General features: G+C 44.5%; 18 protein-coding genes and 1 tRNA gene. 7 read left to right on the top strand and 12 right to left on the bottom strand.

The window, feature by feature from the left end:
* Positions 1-15 precede the first annotated feature (15 nt).
* Both NFI80_RS09180 and NFI80_RS09175 read right to left on the bottom strand, forming a co-directional pair.
* Entirely contained in the window at positions 16-303 is a 288-nt protein-coding gene (locus NFI80_RS09180) for a hypothetical protein (protein WP_233796272.1), read from the bottom strand.
* A 34-nt stretch (positions 304-337) separates the two neighbouring features.
* On the bottom strand, positions 338-487 hold the full coding sequence (locus NFI80_RS09175; RefSeq protein ID WP_233796273.1) for a hypothetical protein: 150 nt from the start codon (positions 485-487) through the stop codon (positions 338-340).
* 115 nt (positions 488-602) lie between these two features.
* Between NFI80_RS09175 and NFI80_RS09170 the strand changes: the two genes are divergently transcribed.
* The gene (locus tag NFI80_RS09170) at positions 603-3,107 is read left to right on the top strand and encodes a M1 family metallopeptidase (RefSeq protein ID WP_235163275.1); all 2,505 of its coding nucleotides are present in this window, start codon (positions 603-605) and stop codon (positions 3,105-3,107) included.
* 543 nt (positions 3,108-3,650) lie between these two features.
* On the top strand, positions 3,651-4,154 hold the full coding sequence (locus NFI80_RS09165; protein ID WP_235163278.1) for a DinB family protein: 504 nt from the start codon (positions 3,651-3,653) through the stop codon (positions 4,152-4,154).
* Here NFI80_RS09165 and NFI80_RS09160 read toward each other — a convergent pair.
* Genes NFI80_RS09160 through budA form a run of 3 tightly spaced genes read right to left on the bottom strand, consistent with a single transcriptional unit; the run spans position 4,151 to position 6,551 of the window.
* Complete coding sequence (locus tag NFI80_RS09160; RefSeq protein ID WP_233796276.1) at positions 4,151-4,780, bottom strand: HAD family hydrolase; 630 nt, start codon at positions 4,778-4,780, stop codon at positions 4,151-4,153. The two genes, NFI80_RS09165 and NFI80_RS09160, sit on opposite strands and share 4 nt — an antisense overlap.
* Positions 4,781-4,832: 52 nt before the next feature.
* A complete protein-coding gene (locus NFI80_RS09155) occupies positions 4,833-5,855 on the bottom strand; it encodes an alpha/beta hydrolase (RefSeq protein WP_235163280.1) in 1,023 nt (340 codons plus the stop codon).
* A gap of 3 nt (positions 5,856-5,858) precedes the next feature.
* The gene (budA, locus tag NFI80_RS09150; protein ID WP_235163282.1) at positions 5,859-6,551 is read right to left on the bottom strand and encodes an acetolactate decarboxylase; all 693 of its coding nucleotides are present in this window, start codon (positions 6,549-6,551) and stop codon (positions 5,859-5,861) included.
* Positions 6,552-6,899: 348 nt separating this feature from the next.
* Here budA and glgB point away from each other — a divergent pair, with 348 nt between their 5' ends.
* The 5 genes from glgB to NFI80_RS09125 all read left to right on the top strand — a co-directional run bounded on the left by glgB (position 6,900) and on the right by NFI80_RS09125 (position 11,646).
* The gene (gene glgB, locus NFI80_RS09145) at positions 6,900-8,909 is read left to right on the top strand and encodes a 1,4-alpha-glucan branching protein GlgB (RefSeq protein WP_233796279.1); all 2,010 of its coding nucleotides are present in this window, start codon (positions 6,900-6,902) and stop codon (positions 8,907-8,909) included.
* Positions 8,910-9,096: 187 nt separating this feature from the next.
* Positions 9,097-9,705 (top strand): hypothetical protein, encoded by a 609-nt coding sequence (locus tag NFI80_RS09140; RefSeq protein ID WP_235163283.1) that lies wholly within the window; start codon positions 9,097-9,099, stop codon positions 9,703-9,705.
* 23 nt (positions 9,706-9,728) lie between these two features.
* Entirely contained in the window at positions 9,729-10,400 is a 672-nt protein-coding gene (locus NFI80_RS09135) for an NUDIX hydrolase (RefSeq protein ID WP_235163288.1), read from the top strand.
* A gap of 105 nt (positions 10,401-10,505) precedes the next feature.
* Positions 10,506-10,580: transfer RNA gene (locus NFI80_RS09130), tRNA-Arg, on the top strand.
* A 247-nt stretch (positions 10,581-10,827) separates the two neighbouring features.
* Complete coding sequence (locus NFI80_RS09125) at positions 10,828-11,646, top strand: phage integrase SAM-like domain and Arm DNA-binding domain-containing protein (RefSeq protein WP_235163293.1); 819 nt, start codon at positions 10,828-10,830, stop codon at positions 11,644-11,646.
* A 579-nt stretch (positions 11,647-12,225) separates the two neighbouring features.
* Here the strand turns inward: NFI80_RS09125 and NFI80_RS09115 are convergent.
* The 7 genes from NFI80_RS09115 to NFI80_RS09085 form a co-directional block, all read right to left on the bottom strand.
* Complete coding sequence (locus NFI80_RS09115) at positions 12,226-12,750, bottom strand: dihydrofolate reductase family protein (RefSeq protein ID WP_235163295.1); 525 nt, start codon at positions 12,748-12,750, stop codon at positions 12,226-12,228.
* Between the two features lie 31 nt (positions 12,751-12,781).
* Positions 12,782-13,585, bottom strand: a complete 804-nt coding sequence (locus NFI80_RS09110; RefSeq protein ID WP_235163297.1) for an AraC family transcriptional regulator — start codon at positions 13,583-13,585, stop codon at positions 12,782-12,784.
* A gap of 254 nt (positions 13,586-13,839) precedes the next feature.
* Positions 13,840-14,370, bottom strand: coding sequence for a GNAT family N-acetyltransferase (locus NFI80_RS09105; RefSeq protein WP_235163298.1), 531 nt, complete (start codon positions 14,368-14,370; stop codon positions 13,840-13,842).
* A 27-nt stretch (positions 14,371-14,397) separates the two neighbouring features.
* A complete protein-coding gene (locus tag NFI80_RS09100; RefSeq protein WP_235163309.1) occupies positions 14,398-14,844 on the bottom strand; it encodes a GNAT family N-acetyltransferase in 447 nt (148 codons plus the stop codon).
* Between the two features lie 109 nt (positions 14,845-14,953).
* A complete protein-coding gene (locus NFI80_RS09095; RefSeq protein ID WP_235163311.1) occupies positions 14,954-15,958 on the bottom strand; it encodes an alpha/beta fold hydrolase in 1,005 nt (334 codons plus the stop codon).
* Complete coding sequence (locus NFI80_RS09090; protein ID WP_235163312.1) at positions 15,955-16,515, bottom strand: hypothetical protein; 561 nt, start codon at positions 16,513-16,515, stop codon at positions 15,955-15,957. Before NFI80_RS09090 ends, NFI80_RS09095 begins: the two co-directional genes overlap by 4 nt.
* A gap of 102 nt (positions 16,516-16,617) precedes the next feature.
* A complete protein-coding gene (locus tag NFI80_RS09085; protein ID WP_235163314.1) occupies positions 16,618-17,142 on the bottom strand; it encodes a hypothetical protein in 525 nt (174 codons plus the stop codon).
* Positions 17,143-17,255 lie beyond the last annotated feature (113 nt).

The raw sequence follows: 17,255 nt of genomic DNA, 5'->3' as shown, positions 1-17,255 counted from the left end.
TAAGAAATAAATTAATCAGTTCTGATCGTGGTAAGGGATGGCTTTGATCAGCCGGATATTATTGTACTCTTCGATGACCACCGTATTCTCGGCTGAAATAATTCCCCGTTTGATCCAGTTGCTTACGGTTTGTGTATTTGGGATATTGAACCTCTTGCAATATTCTGCAATGGTGATCCAATCATGCAGCTCATATCTTTTTCCGTCCTTTGAAAGATAGTTTTTCGCCTCTTCAAGCATTTCCCGACTTTCGGAAAGCAAAGTGGCCAACTCATCCGACTTTGGTTTTGCTATTGTTTGCATATCATTAGTTTGGTTAAAGGCATTAAAATCTGCCTCACTTTTTACTCAGCACTGCCAGCACTTCCATTATTTTAGTTATCACATCCAAAATGTCATCGATTTCTTCTGAGCTAAGTCTGTCCTGATTATCCCGCAAATACTGCCTTAATGCAGCTAGCCGCATTCTCAAATCGATTTCATTCATAGTGTGTAAGTCAAAAGCGAATAAATGTAAACAATGTTACGGTGCGTAACAACAAAACTATGGCGAAAAATTAAAATGCTTAATGCTATTTTTGGCGATTACCATTTACTCACGTATGAAAATTTCTGGCTGGATTGCTTTATTGATTGTTGTTTTGTTTCAGTTTGGATGCTCGGATCAGAAGTCGAAATTACCGGATAAAGGCGTTAGTTATCAGCTCAATGAGCGGCGGGAAAGTACGATTGACAGCATTGATTATAACATTCAGCTTGATATTCCAAGTAAGAAAAGTGAGCAGATAAAAGGCATTGAAACAATTTCTTTTAACCTGACTGCGCTCGATTCGGCGCTGGTTTTAGATTTTAATTCCGATAGCACGCACATTATTTCTGTCCAATCCGAGGGCGACGAAATCGAGTTTAAAGTGGCCAACCAGCACATTATCATTCACCCCGAAGGATTAAAAAAAGGAAGAAATACATTGACGATCGGCTTCATCGCCGGTAACCTTTCCCTGAACAGGAGTGACGAATATCTCTACACGCTTTTCGTTCCCGACCGCGCTTCGACCTGTTTTCCTTTGTTTGATCAGCCCAATTTAAAGGCCACATACAGCTTAACATTAAGTGTGCCCGACGGCTGGGAAGCGGTTTCGAACGGAAGTTTGAAGTCCAAAACGTCGAGAAGCGGCAAATGCGTTTTTCAGTTTACCCAAACCAAGCCCATCAGTTCCTATCTGTTTGCCTTTGCAGCCGGCAAGTTTTTTAAAACTGAAAAAACAGTAAAGGGCAGGGCAATGACCATGTATTACCGAGAAACGGATGCTGCCAAAGTGAACCGGAATAAGGATGAAATTTTCGATCTGCACGCCAAGTCGCTTTCCTGGCTGGAAGATTATACGAACATTGATTACCCTTTTGGAAAATTTGATTTTGTCCTGATTCCCTCATTTCAATATGGCGGGATGGAGCATCCGGGTTCTATATTTTACAATGAGCCGGCGCTGATCCTGGATGAAAATGCGTCGGTGAATGAGAAAATGGCGCGGGCGAGTGTCATTGCGCACGAGTCGGCGCATATGTGGTTTGGCGATCTGGTAACCATGGACTGGTTCAATGATGTGTGGCTGAAAGAGGTTTTTGCCAATTTTATGGCTGCAAAAATCGTCCATCCAAGCTTCCCCGAAATCAACCACGATTTACGTTTTCTGCTGGCACATTATCCGGGCGCATATGAGGTAGACCGGACGGCCGGTACAAACCCCATTTTGCAGGATTTGGGTAATCTTAAAAATGCAGGGACATTATACGGGGCCATTATTTATATGAAAGCACCCATCGTAATGCGCCAGCTTGAACGGAAGATAGGAACGAAGCTCATGCGCGAGAGCCTTGGGGAATATCTGAAAACCTACGCATTTGGAAACGCCCGTTGGGATGATCTGATACAGATTATTGATAAAAAAACGCCGCTCAACATTGCGGATTGGAGCCAGGTGTGGGTAAAAACGCCGGGTATGCCCGAGTATCAATATGCTTCCGGCGAAGGAGCCGGGAAGTACATTCAAAAACAAGATTCTGTCTCGAAACGAACCTGGCAGCAGCCGGTTGGACTGAAAGATTTTGAGATTAGTAACCAACATTACCGCTTCCCTAATCCGGATGGCACTGCTTATGGTTATTTCAAGATGGATAGTGCGAGCACCGATTACTTTTTTCAACATTATAACCAATCCGGTGATTCTGTTTTGTCAAAGCCCGTTTTCCGCGGAGCAATGCTTGTGAACATTTGGGAAGGCTTCCTACGTGGCGAAGGCCCGGCAGCTAATCAGCTTTTGCGTAATGTGCTGCACACATTACCCAGGGAAAAAGATCCGTTGCTCACCGATTATTTGCTGGGGCGCCTGCAAAGCCTATGGTGGTCATTCCTAAGCGATGAAAGCAGAAACAGATATCAGTCGGAGGTTGAAAAAGTGACCTGGGATTTACTCAATTCGACAAAAGATAAGGGAATCAAAAAGTCATATTTCCGGACATTCAAACGTATTGCGCTCAGTGATGACGCTTATCAAAAAATGGAGTCACTCTGGACTAAAACTTTGATAATTCAAAACCTTACATTGTCGGAGGAAGACAATATTTCACTGGCTTATGAACTGGCTATCAGGGGAAAGGGAGATGTGAAGGCGATTATGCAGACGCAAATGGATAGCACTAAAAATCCCGACCGAAAAACGAAAATGCAGTTTGTCATTCCTTCGTTGAGTCAAAGTGAAGCTGAGCGTGATGCGTTTTTTGAATCTTTGAAAAAGCCGGAAAACCGTGAAAAAGAAGCCTGGGTGCTGGACGGGCTATCGAATCTGCATCATCCATTGCGATCCGCCAGCGCTATCAAGTACTTGCGGCCGTCGCTGGATCTGTTGCAGGAAATCCAGCTCACAGGGGATATTTTCTTCCCGACGCGCTGGACCAACACCACGTTTTCAGGACATTCGTCCAGGGAGGTGACCGACATCGCCACAAAATTCCTTAAAGAACATCCCAATTACCCTTACTTCCTCAAAAACAAGGTACTGCAGGCCATTGACATGCCGCAAAGAGCCGCAAGGTTGAAGCGGTAATAAAGGCGTTATGCATAATGTTACATCCCTCCGGGATTTCGGTTAATGCGGATGATCTGTTGCTACCAATATGTCATCCCTCCGGGATTTTGTTTAATGCGGATGACTTGTTGCTACCAATATGTCATCGCTCCGGGATTTCGGTTGATGCGGATGACTTGTTTTTACCAATATGTCATCCCTCCGGGATTTTGTTTAATGCTGATGACCTGTTGTTACCAATATGTCATCCCTCCGGGATTTTGTTTAATGCTGATGACCTGTTGCTACCAATATGTCATCCCTCTGGGATTTTGGTTAATACGGATAACTTTCTGCTACGAATATGTCATCCCTCTGGGATTTAAAATCGCGGAGCGATGGAATATTGGTAGAAAAAAGCAGTGACGGCCTGAACAAAATCCCGGAGGGATGCAATGGCAAGCCCTATGCACAATCATTTTCCTCAGCCGGGGCGTACTTAACAAGTTGGGGCATCATTATGCATAACCTCACATAAACCGGGCACTATTTTTTTGCATTTAAAGTAAAAAAATAGACGCTATGGAAAACAAACTTTTTGCGACTGCCTACATCCGGGAGTTGGAGGCAGAGTACACTTCCACTAAAAAGTGCCTGGAAAGAATTCCTGAATCAGCTTATGGTTTCAAACCGCATCCCAAGTCGATGGAAATGGGTTACCTGACGCTGTTGGTAGCCGAAATTCCTTTATGGGTGGCGGTGATGGTGGAAGAGGGCGAAATTGATTTCTTAACCTTCAAACATCTTGAAACTAGGGAAAGAAATGCCGTGTTAAGGCATTACGACGAAAGCATTCAGCGCGCAAAAACCGCGCTCCAAAATGCTACGGAGGAAAGTCTGGCGAAAGAGTTCAGGCTGTTGAACAACGGCCATCTTTTATATGCGCAACCGATGATTGAAGCCATCGGATCGACGATCAACCATTGGGTACATCACCGCGGGCAGCTCACGGTATACATGCGGTTGAACGACATTGCAGTTCCCTCGATTTACGGACCGTCTGCGGATGACAAGAGCTTTGGTTAAACGCGTTCAAAGCGTTCTTTTTTTAAATCTTCCAGAATCTCTTTGGTTGATTCAAAACCCGTGTGGTGAAAAGCTCGTAACCCGAGCTTTTTTGCCATATTAGCGAACATGATCCGGTCGTCGAAATACACACATTGACTCGGCGTGGCTTGCGCTATGCCCATGGCCAGTTCAAATATCCGTGGGTCGGGTTTGCGCATTTTTACTTCGCAGGATGAGATGAAGGCGTCGAAACAGGTGTGCAATTTGAATTTCTGGACGCGGTAATCATTCAATTCCTTGCCTTCGTTATTGATTGATATAATGCGAAAGCCGCAGTCCTTTTTCCATTCTTTCAGCCAGGCGAGCATTCCGGGAAGCTCCACGGATTGCGAATACATAAATTCCTTAAAATCTTCGCGTACAAAATCCCTGGGATGATTGAAGATCACCGTGTCCAGATATTGATCCAGATTAATGCTGCCAACTTCGTAGACATTAAAAATGAAATTATGAAGCTGGTCCATTTCCTTGTAATCCAGCCCGAATTTCTCTGCGGCCAGGATGCGGGATTCATGCCCCCATCCGTTGCTGAGTAATACGCCGCCAATATCGAAGAAGAGAATTTTTAGGTCACTGATTTGCATTGCGAAAGAATATTCCGTTAAAAGTTAGTCACGCTGCAATATATAAAATATGCTATTTCACATTGCGTTTTGCCCAATTGAAAATGGTGGAATACACTTCCTCCCGCACGGGTTTCCGCGAGAGAATGAGGTCATGCATGCCGCCCTGGATCGCCTGAATGCTGTATTGACCCACAATATTCTGCGCCTGCCGCGCGATTTCCTCTACATTCAGCACTGCGTCGCCGGTAAACATGACGTCGCTCCATTTCTTCTCGTCAATCGATTTGGCCGAGTGAAGAACCAGCACAGGTTTGTCGATCTGCAGTCCCTGAGATAATTTGAGCTGGCCCAAATGTATAGCCCTTATCCAGCCGAAATTAACGGGTGGGGCAATATGCGGTTTCCAGCCCAGATTGTAAGTCCATTCACCATGTGCGTCTTTATGCAAACTTTCTCCATATAAGGGACTTAGCCCTGCGCTAATGGTCGTTTCGGGGTGCTTTTCCGCGCGTTTTACAATGACAGGAATTGCGGTTTTCTTTAAAACGGATTTTACATTTAAATCAAAAAACGGACTGTTTAATAAAATCGCGTCAAACATTTCCTTCCCATTCCGCTCTGCTGCGTAAAGCGAAATGATCAATCCACCCGATGAATGGCCGCTGAGGAGGATTTTCTCCGATCCTTCGGCCTTCATAACACTTAAAACGGTGTCGATATCAGCAAAATACTCGGACAGGTCGCGGACATTGTTGAACTTTTGATTGGCCAGAAAAGAGCGCCCGTATTTGCGTAGATCAACGGCGTAAAAGTTGTAGCCTTCCTGAATGTAGCGCTCCGCCATTTCTTCCTGGAAAAAATAGTCGTTGAAACCATGCACGTAAAGCACGGCCTTGTTGCTTTTTTCAGGGGTCTGTTTTTTAATAATGGTGCACGTTACACTGCCCTCGTAATCAGCAGGTTGCACAATGGTCGCCTGTTTGAAACCATTGCCCAGTATATCAGCAAAATAGGTGACCTGTGCGTGTGCGGAACCGATACTGACGACGGTCAGGGTTAAATAGAAGAGCAGGGTTTTTGATAAAGAATGCATCAATTACTCGATTTTTTTAAGTTCAGCACCGCGGTCGGGTTTTAGGTTTACATTCAAGAACTCCGCATTGGTGTTATTTTCAATTGTAAATCCTTTGGCAAAATCAATTTCAACGGTTACTGCGTCTGTATCAAATTTGAAAATATGTCCCCCAGCTTTGAGATCGTCCGCAATATAATGCAAATGAAATCCCGGAACATTGGTTCTGGCCAGATAGGGCGGGAGCAGAAATCCAACGCATGTGCCGGTTGTGTTATTGTAGTTGAAAAGTTTCTGATGCTCACCCAGATGGGCCGGCAGCGTAGTATAGGGTGGTTTCGCCGGACTGGCGGCCCGGGTGGTCATTTTCGAGAATGTTCCGGTGATCTTAATTGCGTAAATGGTGTTGGCGTTCAATTTCTCTATGAGACGCTCCTGCAATTTTTCGTAAGTCAGATTCGGTTCTTTCAGAAAGATCGTCGTATCTGCTTTGAAAAATTTGACAAATGCGGCAGAGGTGCTGTCGCTGTCGGGAACCTCCTTCACACTGCCGTCTGAGCTCATTTTGTAAACTTTACCTTCGAGCATAATTAACTCGCCATCCACTTTATTAAATGTACCCACGCCGAAATCACCTTTCGGTTTCAGGTTTCCGATGGTAAGGTCGCCATCAAACACACCGGCCATCAGCGCATCAATAATAGAGTATTGATACATAAAATCCTGCTCGGAATGAGCTCGCGCACCAGCCTTTCTGGCAGATTGACAGCTGCTCAAAAAAACCGAAAGAATGCACGCGGACAGAAGGGATAGTATACTGCGTCTGGTAAAAATGTTCATCATGAAGGAATACAGTGATCGTTAAATTTAAGGCCTTTCCATTCAGCAAAAGTGCAAAATTAATTTCTGTATGCCCGATACAATTCCTTCTACTATATTGTAATATGCCGCTGTAATTGATGGATTTACCATTTTAGACTAAAAAAATATATACATTTTGAGAAATAGTTTAATAAAATTGTAAATCTTACATGTTCATTGAGATTTTAAAATTGTGTATTGCAGATGGCTAAGTTAACTGATAAAAAAAAGACAGACTCGACTACTGATCCCACTGAAAATAAGGTGGACGTCGCACGGGATCACGGGCTGAACGCAGTAGAAACTGTTAGCCGTTTTACTGATTTCGATATTCACCTTTTTCGGCAGGGCAAGCACTTCAAGCTCTACGAGAAGCTGGGCTCTCACGTAATGGATTATAAGGGCGTAACCGGAACCTATTTCGCAGTCTGGGCGCCCAATGCCGCTAATATATCGGTTATCGGGAATTTTAATGGCTGGAACAATGCCACGCATGTGCTGGCACCCCGATGGGACAGCTCGGGGATTTGGGAAGGCTGGATCCCGGACGTTGGCGTAGGAGAGGTTTACAAATATTATATAGTTTCCCAAAACGGCGGCGCACAGGAAAAATCAGATCCGTTTGCCCTATGGTGCGAAGTTGCGCCGCGGACGGCATCTATAGTTTGGGATACCTGGTATGAATGGGGAGATTCGGACTGGATGAAAGTCCGCAAGGAAAAAAACAAGCTGAATGCGCCAATTTCCGTTTATGAGGTGCATTTGGGTTCCTGGCAACGGGACCCTTCGGATCCTGAAAGATACTTGACCTATAAAGAAATTGCGGTAACGCTGGTTCCTTATGTAAAGGAAATGGGCTTTACGCACGTGGAACTGATGCCGATTATGGAGCATCCTTATCCGCCTTCCTGGGGCTATCAGATTACCGGTTATTTTTCATGCGCATCCCGGATGGGAACGCCCCAGGAACTGATGTATCTGATCGACCAGCTTCACCAGGCTGGAATCGGCGTTTACGTGGATTGGGTCCCTTCCCATTTTCCAGGCGACGCGCACGGACTTTTCCGTTTCGACGGCACATCTCTTTATGAGCACGAAGATCCGCGAAAAGGCTATCATCCTGACTGGAAAAGCTACATTTTCAATTACGGACGCAATGAAGTAAAGTCGTTTCTGATCAGTAACGCAATTTTTTGGCTGGATCGTTATCATACCGACGGTTTGCGGGTGGATGCCGTGGCATCTATGCTTTATCTCGATTATTCAAGAAAGCACGGCGAATGGATCCCGAACGAGTTTGGCGGAAGGGAAAACCTGGAAGCCATTGCATTACTAAGAGAAATGAATGTTGCCGCCTACACGGAATTTCCTGACATTCAGACCATAGCAGAAGAGTCAACCGCATTTCCGGGCGTTTCCCGTCCTGTTTTTGTTGGCGGACTTGGTTTTGGGATGAAATGGATGATGGGCTGGATGAACGATACATTAAAGTATTTTGAAAAGGACTCCGCATTCCGCAGATGGCACCAGGATCAGCTGACATTCAGCCTGGTGTATGCTTTTTCTGAAAACTATATGCTGCCATTTTCTCATGATGAGGTGGTTTATGGCAAGAAATCGCTGATTAATAAAATGCCCGGCGACGAATGGCAGAAGTTTGCCAATCTGAGATTGATGTTCACCTATATGTTCACGCATCCGGGAACAAAACTGATGTTCATGGGGTGCGAATTCGGTCAGACATCCGAGTGGAATTTTGAACAAAGCCTTGACTGGCATTTGCTCGATAATCCAAATCATAACGGCATGAAACTGTGCGTAACAGCGCTAAACAAGCTGTACAGAACCGAACCGGCCATGTATGATTTCTCTTTCTCGCACGACGGGTTCGAGTGGATCGATACGCAGGACAGGGAAAATTCAGTGCTTGTATTTGCCAGAAAAGGCACGGATCCGAGCCAAAACCTGGTTGTAGTGCTGAATCTGACACCAATTCCACGCAAAGGTTACCGCGTAGGCGTGCTCACAGCAGGCAGCTGGCAGGAAATATTCAACTCTGATCAGGCTGAATTTCAGGGCAGTGGGGTTGTTAACGTAGGTCCTGTAACCTCAGAAGCACATCAATGGCATGGCAAAAGCAATTCCGTCATCCTGGATCTGCCGCCTATGGGAGCCATCGTTCTCAAAAAAAGTGCACCGGCACGAAGCATATAAGTAGTATTTAACCGTTTACATAAATTGTAGATTACTTAGGCAGAGAAGCAGATCTCTGCCTTATTTTTTTGTACATTTTTTTACCTTTGCCCATCACATCATTTAGAAATCAATGAAAAGCTTCCGATTAATAGTACTTTTTATTCTTGTTGGTTCAATCCCGGGGTTTACACAAAGTCTTTCCCGTGTGACGTCAGGTATTGATCTGGGACTGGGATATAAAAAAGACGAATGGGTGCCGGCAGCTTTATATCACCAGGAACTAAGTCTGGCAAATTTTAAATGGTTCAGAGTAGGCTGGGGTGTCAGGACATGGGGATATTACGCCGGCAGAACCAATTTGACTCCAAAAGACAATGCATTATCACGTGATACGCTGGAATTTGGCCGGCTAACTGCCAACGGAGCGAGCTTTGTACTGGGTGCAAATGTTAAGTTATGGCGGTTTGACATTGGTGCAAATACAGATATTTTCGGAATAGCAATCGGGCTGAGGAGAAAGGGATTATATACAAAACCTGGTTTTTCAGAAGGAGAGGGCGCGAAATATTACAATGCGTATGTGAGAAGCAATCCGGCCACACTCAACTTCCTGCCGCTCGCGCTGGACAAGCAGAATGGTCAGTCGGAAATATTTTTACGCTACTGGATCACCGACCGTTTCGGCGTGAAGCTCGGTTACACCGTCGGACGCATTACCTACGCAACCGAAGCCAAGCTGGACAACGGACAGAAACGTTTCAGTAAAACCTACGGCGTTCCTTATTTTGCGTTGTCATTTCCATTGTATAATTAATCAACGCACGCATTCGTCACCCTATGAGCGAAAAGCTTACAGATTCTCATAAATACAAGCTTTGGAAAGGCAAGCTCGAAACGAACGGTCTGGACATTCACCGCGTAGACGAACTTTACAGCCGCAGAAACGGCAAAGGAGAAGTTCTGTTCTCATTGCTCTACACCGACGCAACAACGCCCGAAGGCAATAAAATTCCACCGATATGCTTCCTGAAAGGCGAAGTGGTTAGCGTCCTGATTTGTTTTATTGACATTGCAAGCCGGGAAAAATACCTGTTGCTCGTTCAGCAGCGGAGAATTTGCGACGGCTCTATGACGTTTGAACATCCGGCCGGAATGCTCGACAGCGAAAGCGATGCGGCGGCTGTTGCAGCAAGGGAAGTTTTCGAGGAAACTGGCATACAGGTTGATAAGGAGCAGCTCGTAAAAGTAAATGACCAACCCTTTTACCCATCCACGGGCACCAGCGACGAGGCCATGTATATGTTCTACTGTGAGCTCGAACTTAGCTCCGAAGCCATCCAGTCTTATCACAACCAAACGCAAGGATTACTGTCGGATCACGAATACATCAACACCCAGGTTGTCCCATTTGCAGAAGGCCACAAGCTGATAACAAACGTGAATGGCATTTTACTTAATTACCTGTATCTCAAAGGCGTCGGGGATTGGGATCTTTTAATGCAGCTTTAAATGGCGATAACGAAGGATTTTTACAAAACATTTCCTTCGTCAATTGGTCATAATTCAAAATAGGGGCTATATTTGCACCCCATTACCGGCCCCAAGCCACCAGAAGCACCCATAGTTCAATGGATAGAATTTCGGTTTCCGGTACCGACGATATGAGTTCGAATCTCGTTGGGTGCACCAGATAGCTTACCAAAAACAATCAAAACCCTGCAAATCAATGATTTACAGGGTTTATTGTTTTTTGAAAAAGTGTCAAAATTTGCAATTTTTAACAAACCTTTGGTGAGCAAATCGAGACTCGAGTCTCGATTTGAAAAGTGCTCACCAAATTGCTTGTAAGTAATTGTATTACAACCTGTTCACGATTTAAACATCTTGATTTTTAAAGGCTGCAAACCTACTTTTATTCACATAAAACAGGTATGTTATGCTTAGTAAAACATTCACTTTGCTCTTTTATCTAAAGAGACGCAGCAACTACTCAGGTGGTAAATTGCCGATTTACATGCGTTGCACCACAAATCGATCAAGATTTGAATTAGCAGTAAAAAGGGATTGCGATCCAGAGAAATGGAATTCCTCATCGGGAAGGGTAATTGGCACGAAACAGGATGTGCGAAGTTTAAATGCTTACTTGGATAGCTTGCAAACGAAGGTCTATGAGGTTCACCGAACATTGATCGATTCCCGCAAAGAAGTAACAGCAGAGTCGATAAAAAATCTGTTATTAGGCATCGATGATCGTCCTAAAATGATCCTAGAAGTATTCCGGGAACATAACAAGGAGATGCATGCGCTAATAGAGAAAGACTTTGCGAGAAGTACTTATAACCGTTATGAAGCTGCGTTGCGAAATGTTGAGGAGTTCTTCCTTTTTAAGTATAAGGTCTCGGACGTAAGTCTCGATAAATTGGACTACGGATTGATCTCGGCCTATGCTTTCTATTTGAAAGGGAAAAGGAATATTTCCCACAATACTACAATGAGATACCTCGTGTATTTCAAAAAGATCGTACTGCTTTGCGTTAAAAATGGATGGGTTGCCCGCGACTCTTTTTTTGCTTTTAGTATGGCAAAACTTGAAGTGGATCGGCGACCGCTAGATGACACTGAACTTGCAGCGATTGCCAAAAAGAAGTTTGCGAATGAACGTCTGCGGAAAGGTTCGGGACATTTTCATTTTTTGCTGTTACACCGGGCTTTCTTACGTGGACGTTCAGAAATTGAAGAGGTCGGAAGTTATTGATGGATTCGACGGAAAAAGGTGGATATCAATAAAACGACAAAAAACGGATTCTCCTTCTAAAATTCCGTTGCTACCAGCTGCTTTGGAGATATTAGGACGGTACTCTGAGCATATACATTGTATCAACCATGACAGACTGTTGCCTGTCCTGACGAATCAGCGAATGAATTCCTACTTAAAGGAAATTGCGGATGTATGTGGCATATATAGAAATATCTTATGTGTGTGCTGGCTGAACACGAGCGTAACATCAGCCGCGAGCGAACAAAAGCAGGACTAGAGTGGGCCGGAGCAAGAGGCAGATCCGGAGGCAGACCGGAAGGGTTAAGTGAGCGTTACCGTAAAATAGCTCCGGAAGTCAAAGAGATATACGAGAAGAACAGCCGAAGTACAGATGAAATTCGAGCGATGTTCAAAATAAAAAGCCAACCTACACTTTACAAGATTTTAAAGTATAGTGGTGTTGATATTAAGTGCGAGGTCTCGATTGGTTGACGGTGTAAGGAAGCTCTTAAACAAAAAGAAGCTTCCTTGGTGTGATAAAGCACGTGCCGGGCAAGTCAAATAGCGGTGACCAACTTATTTCATCAAATAATGAAGCTGGACAAGCCCGGTATCAAAGTGCTTGGATGATTGGAGCTCAACCATTTGCTCCGGACGGAAGTCTTTAAATAGCCGCACACCATTCCCAACCAGGATAGGGATGATTGACAATATCATTTCATCCAGCTGTTTGTCTTTTAGCAGCTGATTGACAATCTCCGAGCCGCCATCGCAAAAGATATTCTTCCCTTGGCTCGCTTTTAAATCACGTATGAGTGAGGTCAAATCACCTTTATAAAAGATGATATTTCCATCTTTTGGCATATTCTGGCTCGTAAGTACATAGCAGGCTTTGTCGCGATGCGGAAAGTCAAAACCAGAGTTTTTGACCCAATCATATGTTTTTCGGCCAAGAATTACTGTGTCAACACTCGTTGCAAATTCCTTGTAACCATAATCTTCGCCCTCTTTCTGGACGAGGCTTAGAAAGTCCAGGTCATCTCCGGGTTTTGCAATGTATCCGTCTAGGGAGCATGAGATATAAAGTATCAGCTTACGCATAGGTTTTTTTCTACAAAAGTAAAACCGGCTTTTATGCTATGATAGGACGAAATTTACCCTCGAAATAGCTTTGTCGATATATCCCCGGAGATATAAGCATAAACGATTTAAATACCCTGTTGAAATGTGATTGGTCATAGAAGCCATTGTCGACGGCAATTTGGGCAATCGGTATGATTCCTGCCTGTAAATCGGGAAGTGTTTTTAACACTGCATGATGATGGACAAACCTTAACGGCGTAACGCCAATGTGGTTTCTAAAACTAGCGATGACAGACTTGTGAGATATGCCCGCGCGATCAATGATACTATTGATGGGCTTGCCTAATGTGCGCACTCCTTCGAGCTCTTCTAGAATTGCCTTTATTGTGTCACCAGGCGCTCTAAACGTAATTTTATTAGCAATAAATCTAAATATGTTGTGCAAATATTCTGGCATAGGCTGGTTGTCCTCTTGCCCAAACTCGTTGATAAACAAACTTTTGACAATGTTTATCTTTACGGGAATTGGCACACGGCGCAAGTCTTGGGTTCCACAGCGCTCCATTAACGTCAATGCCCACGGTTTAAATATCACACCAAATGTGAAGTGCTCTCCCTTTGATTCGACGGGCTGGGCAAAGGGGTGGTTGCGGTAAAATTCGACAGAGGTTTGCTGCCCTTTATTGAAGACTTGATTACCTATCCTAAACTGATCTCCCAAGGAAAAAAACAGTTCGTTATTTAGCATCGGGGCCGCCATTTCACTAAGTGAATATCGCTCTGCGTAATTTGAGAACAGGCAATCAATCTGATCTTCGAACGCAGCATCTGGTAAAATAGCGAATGATTTCATTAGTCAAATTTACATTTTTGGTATACGCGGAAACGGTGGTTATTCTGCATTCTGAGGCCTTGTCGAATAGACTTTGTTTGGATTTTATTATCCCGGATGTACCTTTTAAGTATTATTTTGATCTAAGCGGTTGGAAATGAAATAAGGAATCCGTAAACACTAGCGACCCTCAACCGACTTGACATTATCCCTGGATAAAAAGGTGCCCTTTCCGGATGGTTGCAGCCCAGAAGTATGAAAATGTGCTGCTCACATCAATGTATTTGCGCTTTACTTAATGTCCATCGGTGTCCGTCTTCGATTGAACCGCTAAATTCGAAGTTAGCCTTTTCCAAAACCCTTTGAGAACCTACATGTCCCGAAGGTATATCGGCTATAATGGATTGCAAATTTTCATTCTGAAATAGCCAGCGCGTCAGCAATTTGACAGCCTGGGTTGCAACCCCTTTTCCTTCAAAATTCTTATCAACGAAATACCCCATCATTGTTTGAGCGGATTCATCAGGTAAGCCGGAGACACCAATACCGCCAATGATAACCTGCGTTTTTTTCTCAACAATAAGCCAGTTCGTATACCATTCAAAAGTGTCCGGATGAGCAGCTACCTGCGGTAATAAATAGGATGTGATGCTCTCGTTGAACTCTTTAAGAAAATCCGGGTCGCTAAGTTCTAGCTCTGACGGATTGAGGGTTAAGTGTTTTTCGAGTTTTTCCCTGCTTTCAGCCAATAGTTGCAAATGATGCAACTTCATAGGGATCAGGGATAATTTAATTGATTGTAACATTGTTGATTTAGTTTACAAAATAAAAACTCAGCCGGCGTTAGCCTTCAAATGCAGTATGGGAAAAGGCTTTCCGCTAGGGTCAAGTGGAGAACGTCCTACAATCTTAAAGCCCATTTTTATGTAGAATTTCAGAGCTTCCTGATTGTCCTCATTGACATCAACTTCCCAGGCACCTAGCTCTTGAACTGCGAATCGGCATAGTGCCTTGCCGATGCCATTTCCGAAATTATCCGGCTGCACAAAAAGCATTTCTATTCTACGTTCTGCAACCCCAATAAAGCCAGCAATGCCGCCGGATGCAGCACGAATGCGGAACAGACTAAGAATCGGTAAATATCCGTTCAATATCAATGGTTTGTAAAACTGAATGTCGGCTTCTGAAAGGAAATGATGGCTGGCACGCACCGACGCTTCCCAAATAGAAGTCACTTCGGTGAAGTCACTTTCGGATAGCGGTAAGATCTGGAAATGCATGTTCTTAATCTGCGAGAATTTGTTATTGAGGACTAATTTTTTACTTCGGCGCTATGCACCTTGGCACCTGCAAATTGAAAAGCATTGCCGTTTTCTTAATAACAACCAATCACTTCTGCCCGACAAACGCCCGCACTGCACTTGCAAACTCAGCAGTTTCAGTAATGAAGGGCTCATGCCAGGACTGCTCAAATGTTACCTGGCTTACCTGGGTGTTTTTCAATAGATCTTTGCTTTCCAATCCGATTTCAAATGGCACAATCCCATCTTTTTTACCCCAGAAAAGGCCGACTGGAATTCGCACATTTTGTAACAAATTTCCCTTCTCGAATGTGCGGCTTTCAATGTCGCCGTAGTAGCCATAGGCTTTGCTGTGGGTGAATTGGGCGAGCGCAGTATTGGGCGAGGCAAAGGCGTAATTGATCACATATTTTTTGTCTGAATACAGCGAAACTGGGTTGCCATCCAGCTTGTGCATCCAGCGGTAAATGCCTTCCCAATTTACTGTTCCGGTATTTTGCGGCGTGACAGGATTGGCTGTAAGGAAATCTTCGGCCTCTTTGTTGCCTTTTTCTTTTGCGCGCTTTAATGCCCATTCCCGAACCTGGTAAAGCCATCGGTAATAAGAGAACATGCCATTGACCATCATTGCACCGGCAACCTGCTTCTGGTTATCGCCTGTCGTCAGATATTGCCAGGCAAGCTCCACGCCAAAACTATGTGCGAGCAGATACACCTGCGCATTCGGATATTGCTTTTTCAACAAGTTTACAACCAGCTCCATATCTTCCCCAAACTGCGCGTAACGCAATGTTGCAGGATCAACTTTGCCGGAAGATGCACCGGCCACACGCTGGTCCCAATACGCCATCATTAAATCGTCTTCGAGGTCTTTCAGATAATATCGGTAACACATTGCGCAGTCACCCGGGCCGCCATGTACGAAGAGTACAATCTTATTAGGCTGCCTGTTTCCTTTGACCCAGATTGGCATATTCGCACCTTTATGTCGTAGGAAAAGCGTGGCGTCTTCATGCGGCTGCGCATCTTTTTCCGTGCAACTGATCAGCCCGATAATGGTGCAGATCATGAATATTTTTGTAAATAATTTCATTGTTTTTTGAGCGGGATTAATGTGCCTGCTTCAAGGGCGAAGCGGATTAAGTTAGAAGTATTGTAAGGCCGCTGCTGCATGAGGTTTAGTCTTACATACCAGGCTAGCGGCACTTTTTTGCGAACCGATAAATCGTGGCCAACGCCAATTGATACGGTGGGCATAAATGCATTGCCACCTGCAAAACGCACCCGGTCAAAATCACCATCCGAGGTGGCTTCGTAGGTTTTACCTTCCAGGAAATAGCGGAAGTAGGCAGGGGAAAGCGCAAATTCAAAGAGCGCCCCTTTCTTTCCAATCCGGCGAAAACCGACTTCTGGCGATATGATCAGACCAATATGATTTTGAGGATGTCTGTATCCGGCCACCCCCAGCGAACCGTAAAGCAACCGTTTTGCATTTCGGGAAGACACTGAGGTTGCAATAGGCTTTTCATAAGCGCCGCGAAGGCCGTAATGCGAGACCGTTTCGCCAAAATATCCTAATCGCAGGGATTGGGCATGGAGGAGTTGCGGGCCCGTACAAATTAGTACGAGCCATAAAATATTGCATTTCATAAAATCGGTTAATTAAACAAGTGATACTGTTGCAGGCAATGCGGCTGTCCTAGCATTACATTGAGAGGTCGCTCAGGTTTTCAAAGAGGATTTCGTCTCAGTTCAGTCAATAGCAATGTCAAATTCCCCGCTGAACGAGGCGCTGTCTGGATTACATTGCTCGTCGCCATTGGCATCAATCAATGCACCCGAAAACGTTCCTTTGGCATGTTTACCTGGTTCGTATTCAAGGATCGTGATTTCTCCCTTCGTCGAGCGGTAGCCGGATTTGTCCGGGCACATCTGCGCGAAATAATTATTGAAAACAGTGCCGGCTGTCTTGTACTCAACCTGGCTTACCTGCGTGTAATTGTTAATCTCCTGTTTGTAAGGATAAGTGCCTGCCTGCGATCCATAGGCAGTTAGTGAAAGATAATCAGAGCCGTCAGAGCCCGCGGTGATCCCAATGCTTTCGATTGATCCAAGTTTTCCTTCGGAAATGTTGGCGTCGTGATAAGTCTTTGTTTTTCCGTTAAAGGTTAACTTAAGCGTACTTTTTTCGGATGTGCTCGTGGATTCTGACTTATTCTGACAGGCAAGCAAGAACAACATCATTGTTCCCAAGGTGAGTGTTTCTTTTAAATTCATGGCTAAGTATATGCTTACTGATAAGACTTCATTGGGAATGCAGGGATGCGCATTTCCAATGACACAAAGGTTGGAAAGGATGCTTCATGGAAAAATTCAAAACTTTTAAAATG

Origin of the sequence: Dyadobacter chenhuakuii, from assembly GCF_023821985.2 — a bacterium.
Lineage (GTDB): Bacteria > Bacteroidota > Bacteroidia > Cytophagales > Spirosomataceae > Dyadobacter > Dyadobacter chenhuakuii.
Note: the sequence above shows the minus strand (reverse complement) of the source record. Positions and strands in the feature narration are given on the sequence as shown.

Coding starts and splice junctions, on each gene's coding strand:
- NFI80_RS09110 (WP_235163297.1), bottom strand. CDS start 13,585: ATGAAATCATTCGCTATTTTACCAGATGCTGCGTTCGAAGATCAGATT.
- NFI80_RS09100 (WP_235163309.1), bottom strand. CDS start 14,844: ATGCATTTCCAGATCTTACCGCTATCCGAAAGTGACTTCACCGAAGTG.
- NFI80_RS09170 (WP_235163275.1), top strand. CDS start 603: ATGAAAATTTCTGGCTGGATTGCTTTATTGATTGTTGTTTTGTTTCAG.
- glgB (WP_233796279.1), top strand. CDS start 6,900: ATGGCTAAGTTAACTGATAAAAAAAAGACAGACTCGACTACTGATCCC.
- NFI80_RS09105 (WP_235163298.1), bottom strand. CDS start 14,370: ATGTTACAATCAATTAAATTATCCCTGATCCCTATGAAGTTGCATCAT.
- NFI80_RS09095 (WP_235163311.1), bottom strand. CDS start 15,958: ATGAAATTATTTACAAAAATATTCATGATCTGCACCATTATCGGGCTG.
- NFI80_RS09180 (WP_233796272.1), bottom strand. CDS start 303: ATGCAAACAATAGCAAAACCAAAGTCGGATGAGTTGGCCACTTTGCTT.
- NFI80_RS09125 (WP_235163293.1), top strand. CDS start 10,828: ATGCTTAGTAAAACATTCACTTTGCTCTTTTATCTAAAGAGACGCAGC.
- NFI80_RS09090 (WP_235163312.1), bottom strand. CDS start 16,515: ATGAAATGCAATATTTTATGGCTCGTACTAATTTGTACGGGCCCGCAA.
- NFI80_RS09085 (WP_235163314.1), bottom strand. CDS start 17,142: ATGAATTTAAAAGAAACACTCACCTTGGGAACAATGATGTTGTTCTTG.
- NFI80_RS09160 (WP_233796276.1), bottom strand. CDS start 4,780: ATGCAAATCAGTGACCTAAAAATTCTCTTCTTCGATATTGGCGGCGTA.
- NFI80_RS09165 (WP_235163278.1), top strand. CDS start 3,651: ATGGAAAACAAACTTTTTGCGACTGCCTACATCCGGGAGTTGGAGGCA.
- NFI80_RS09155 (WP_235163280.1), bottom strand. CDS start 5,855: ATGCATTCTTTATCAAAAACCCTGCTCTTCTATTTAACCCTGACCGTC.
- budA (WP_235163282.1), bottom strand. CDS start 6,551: ATGTATCAATACTCTATTATTGATGCGCTGATGGCCGGTGTGTTTGAT.
- NFI80_RS09135 (WP_235163288.1), top strand. CDS start 9,729: ATGAGCGAAAAGCTTACAGATTCTCATAAATACAAGCTTTGGAAAGGC.
- NFI80_RS09115 (WP_235163295.1), bottom strand. CDS start 12,750: ATGCGTAAGCTGATACTTTATATCTCATGCTCCCTAGACGGATACATT.
- NFI80_RS09175 (WP_233796273.1), bottom strand. CDS start 487: ATGAATGAAATCGATTTGAGAATGCGGCTAGCTGCATTAAGGCAGTAT.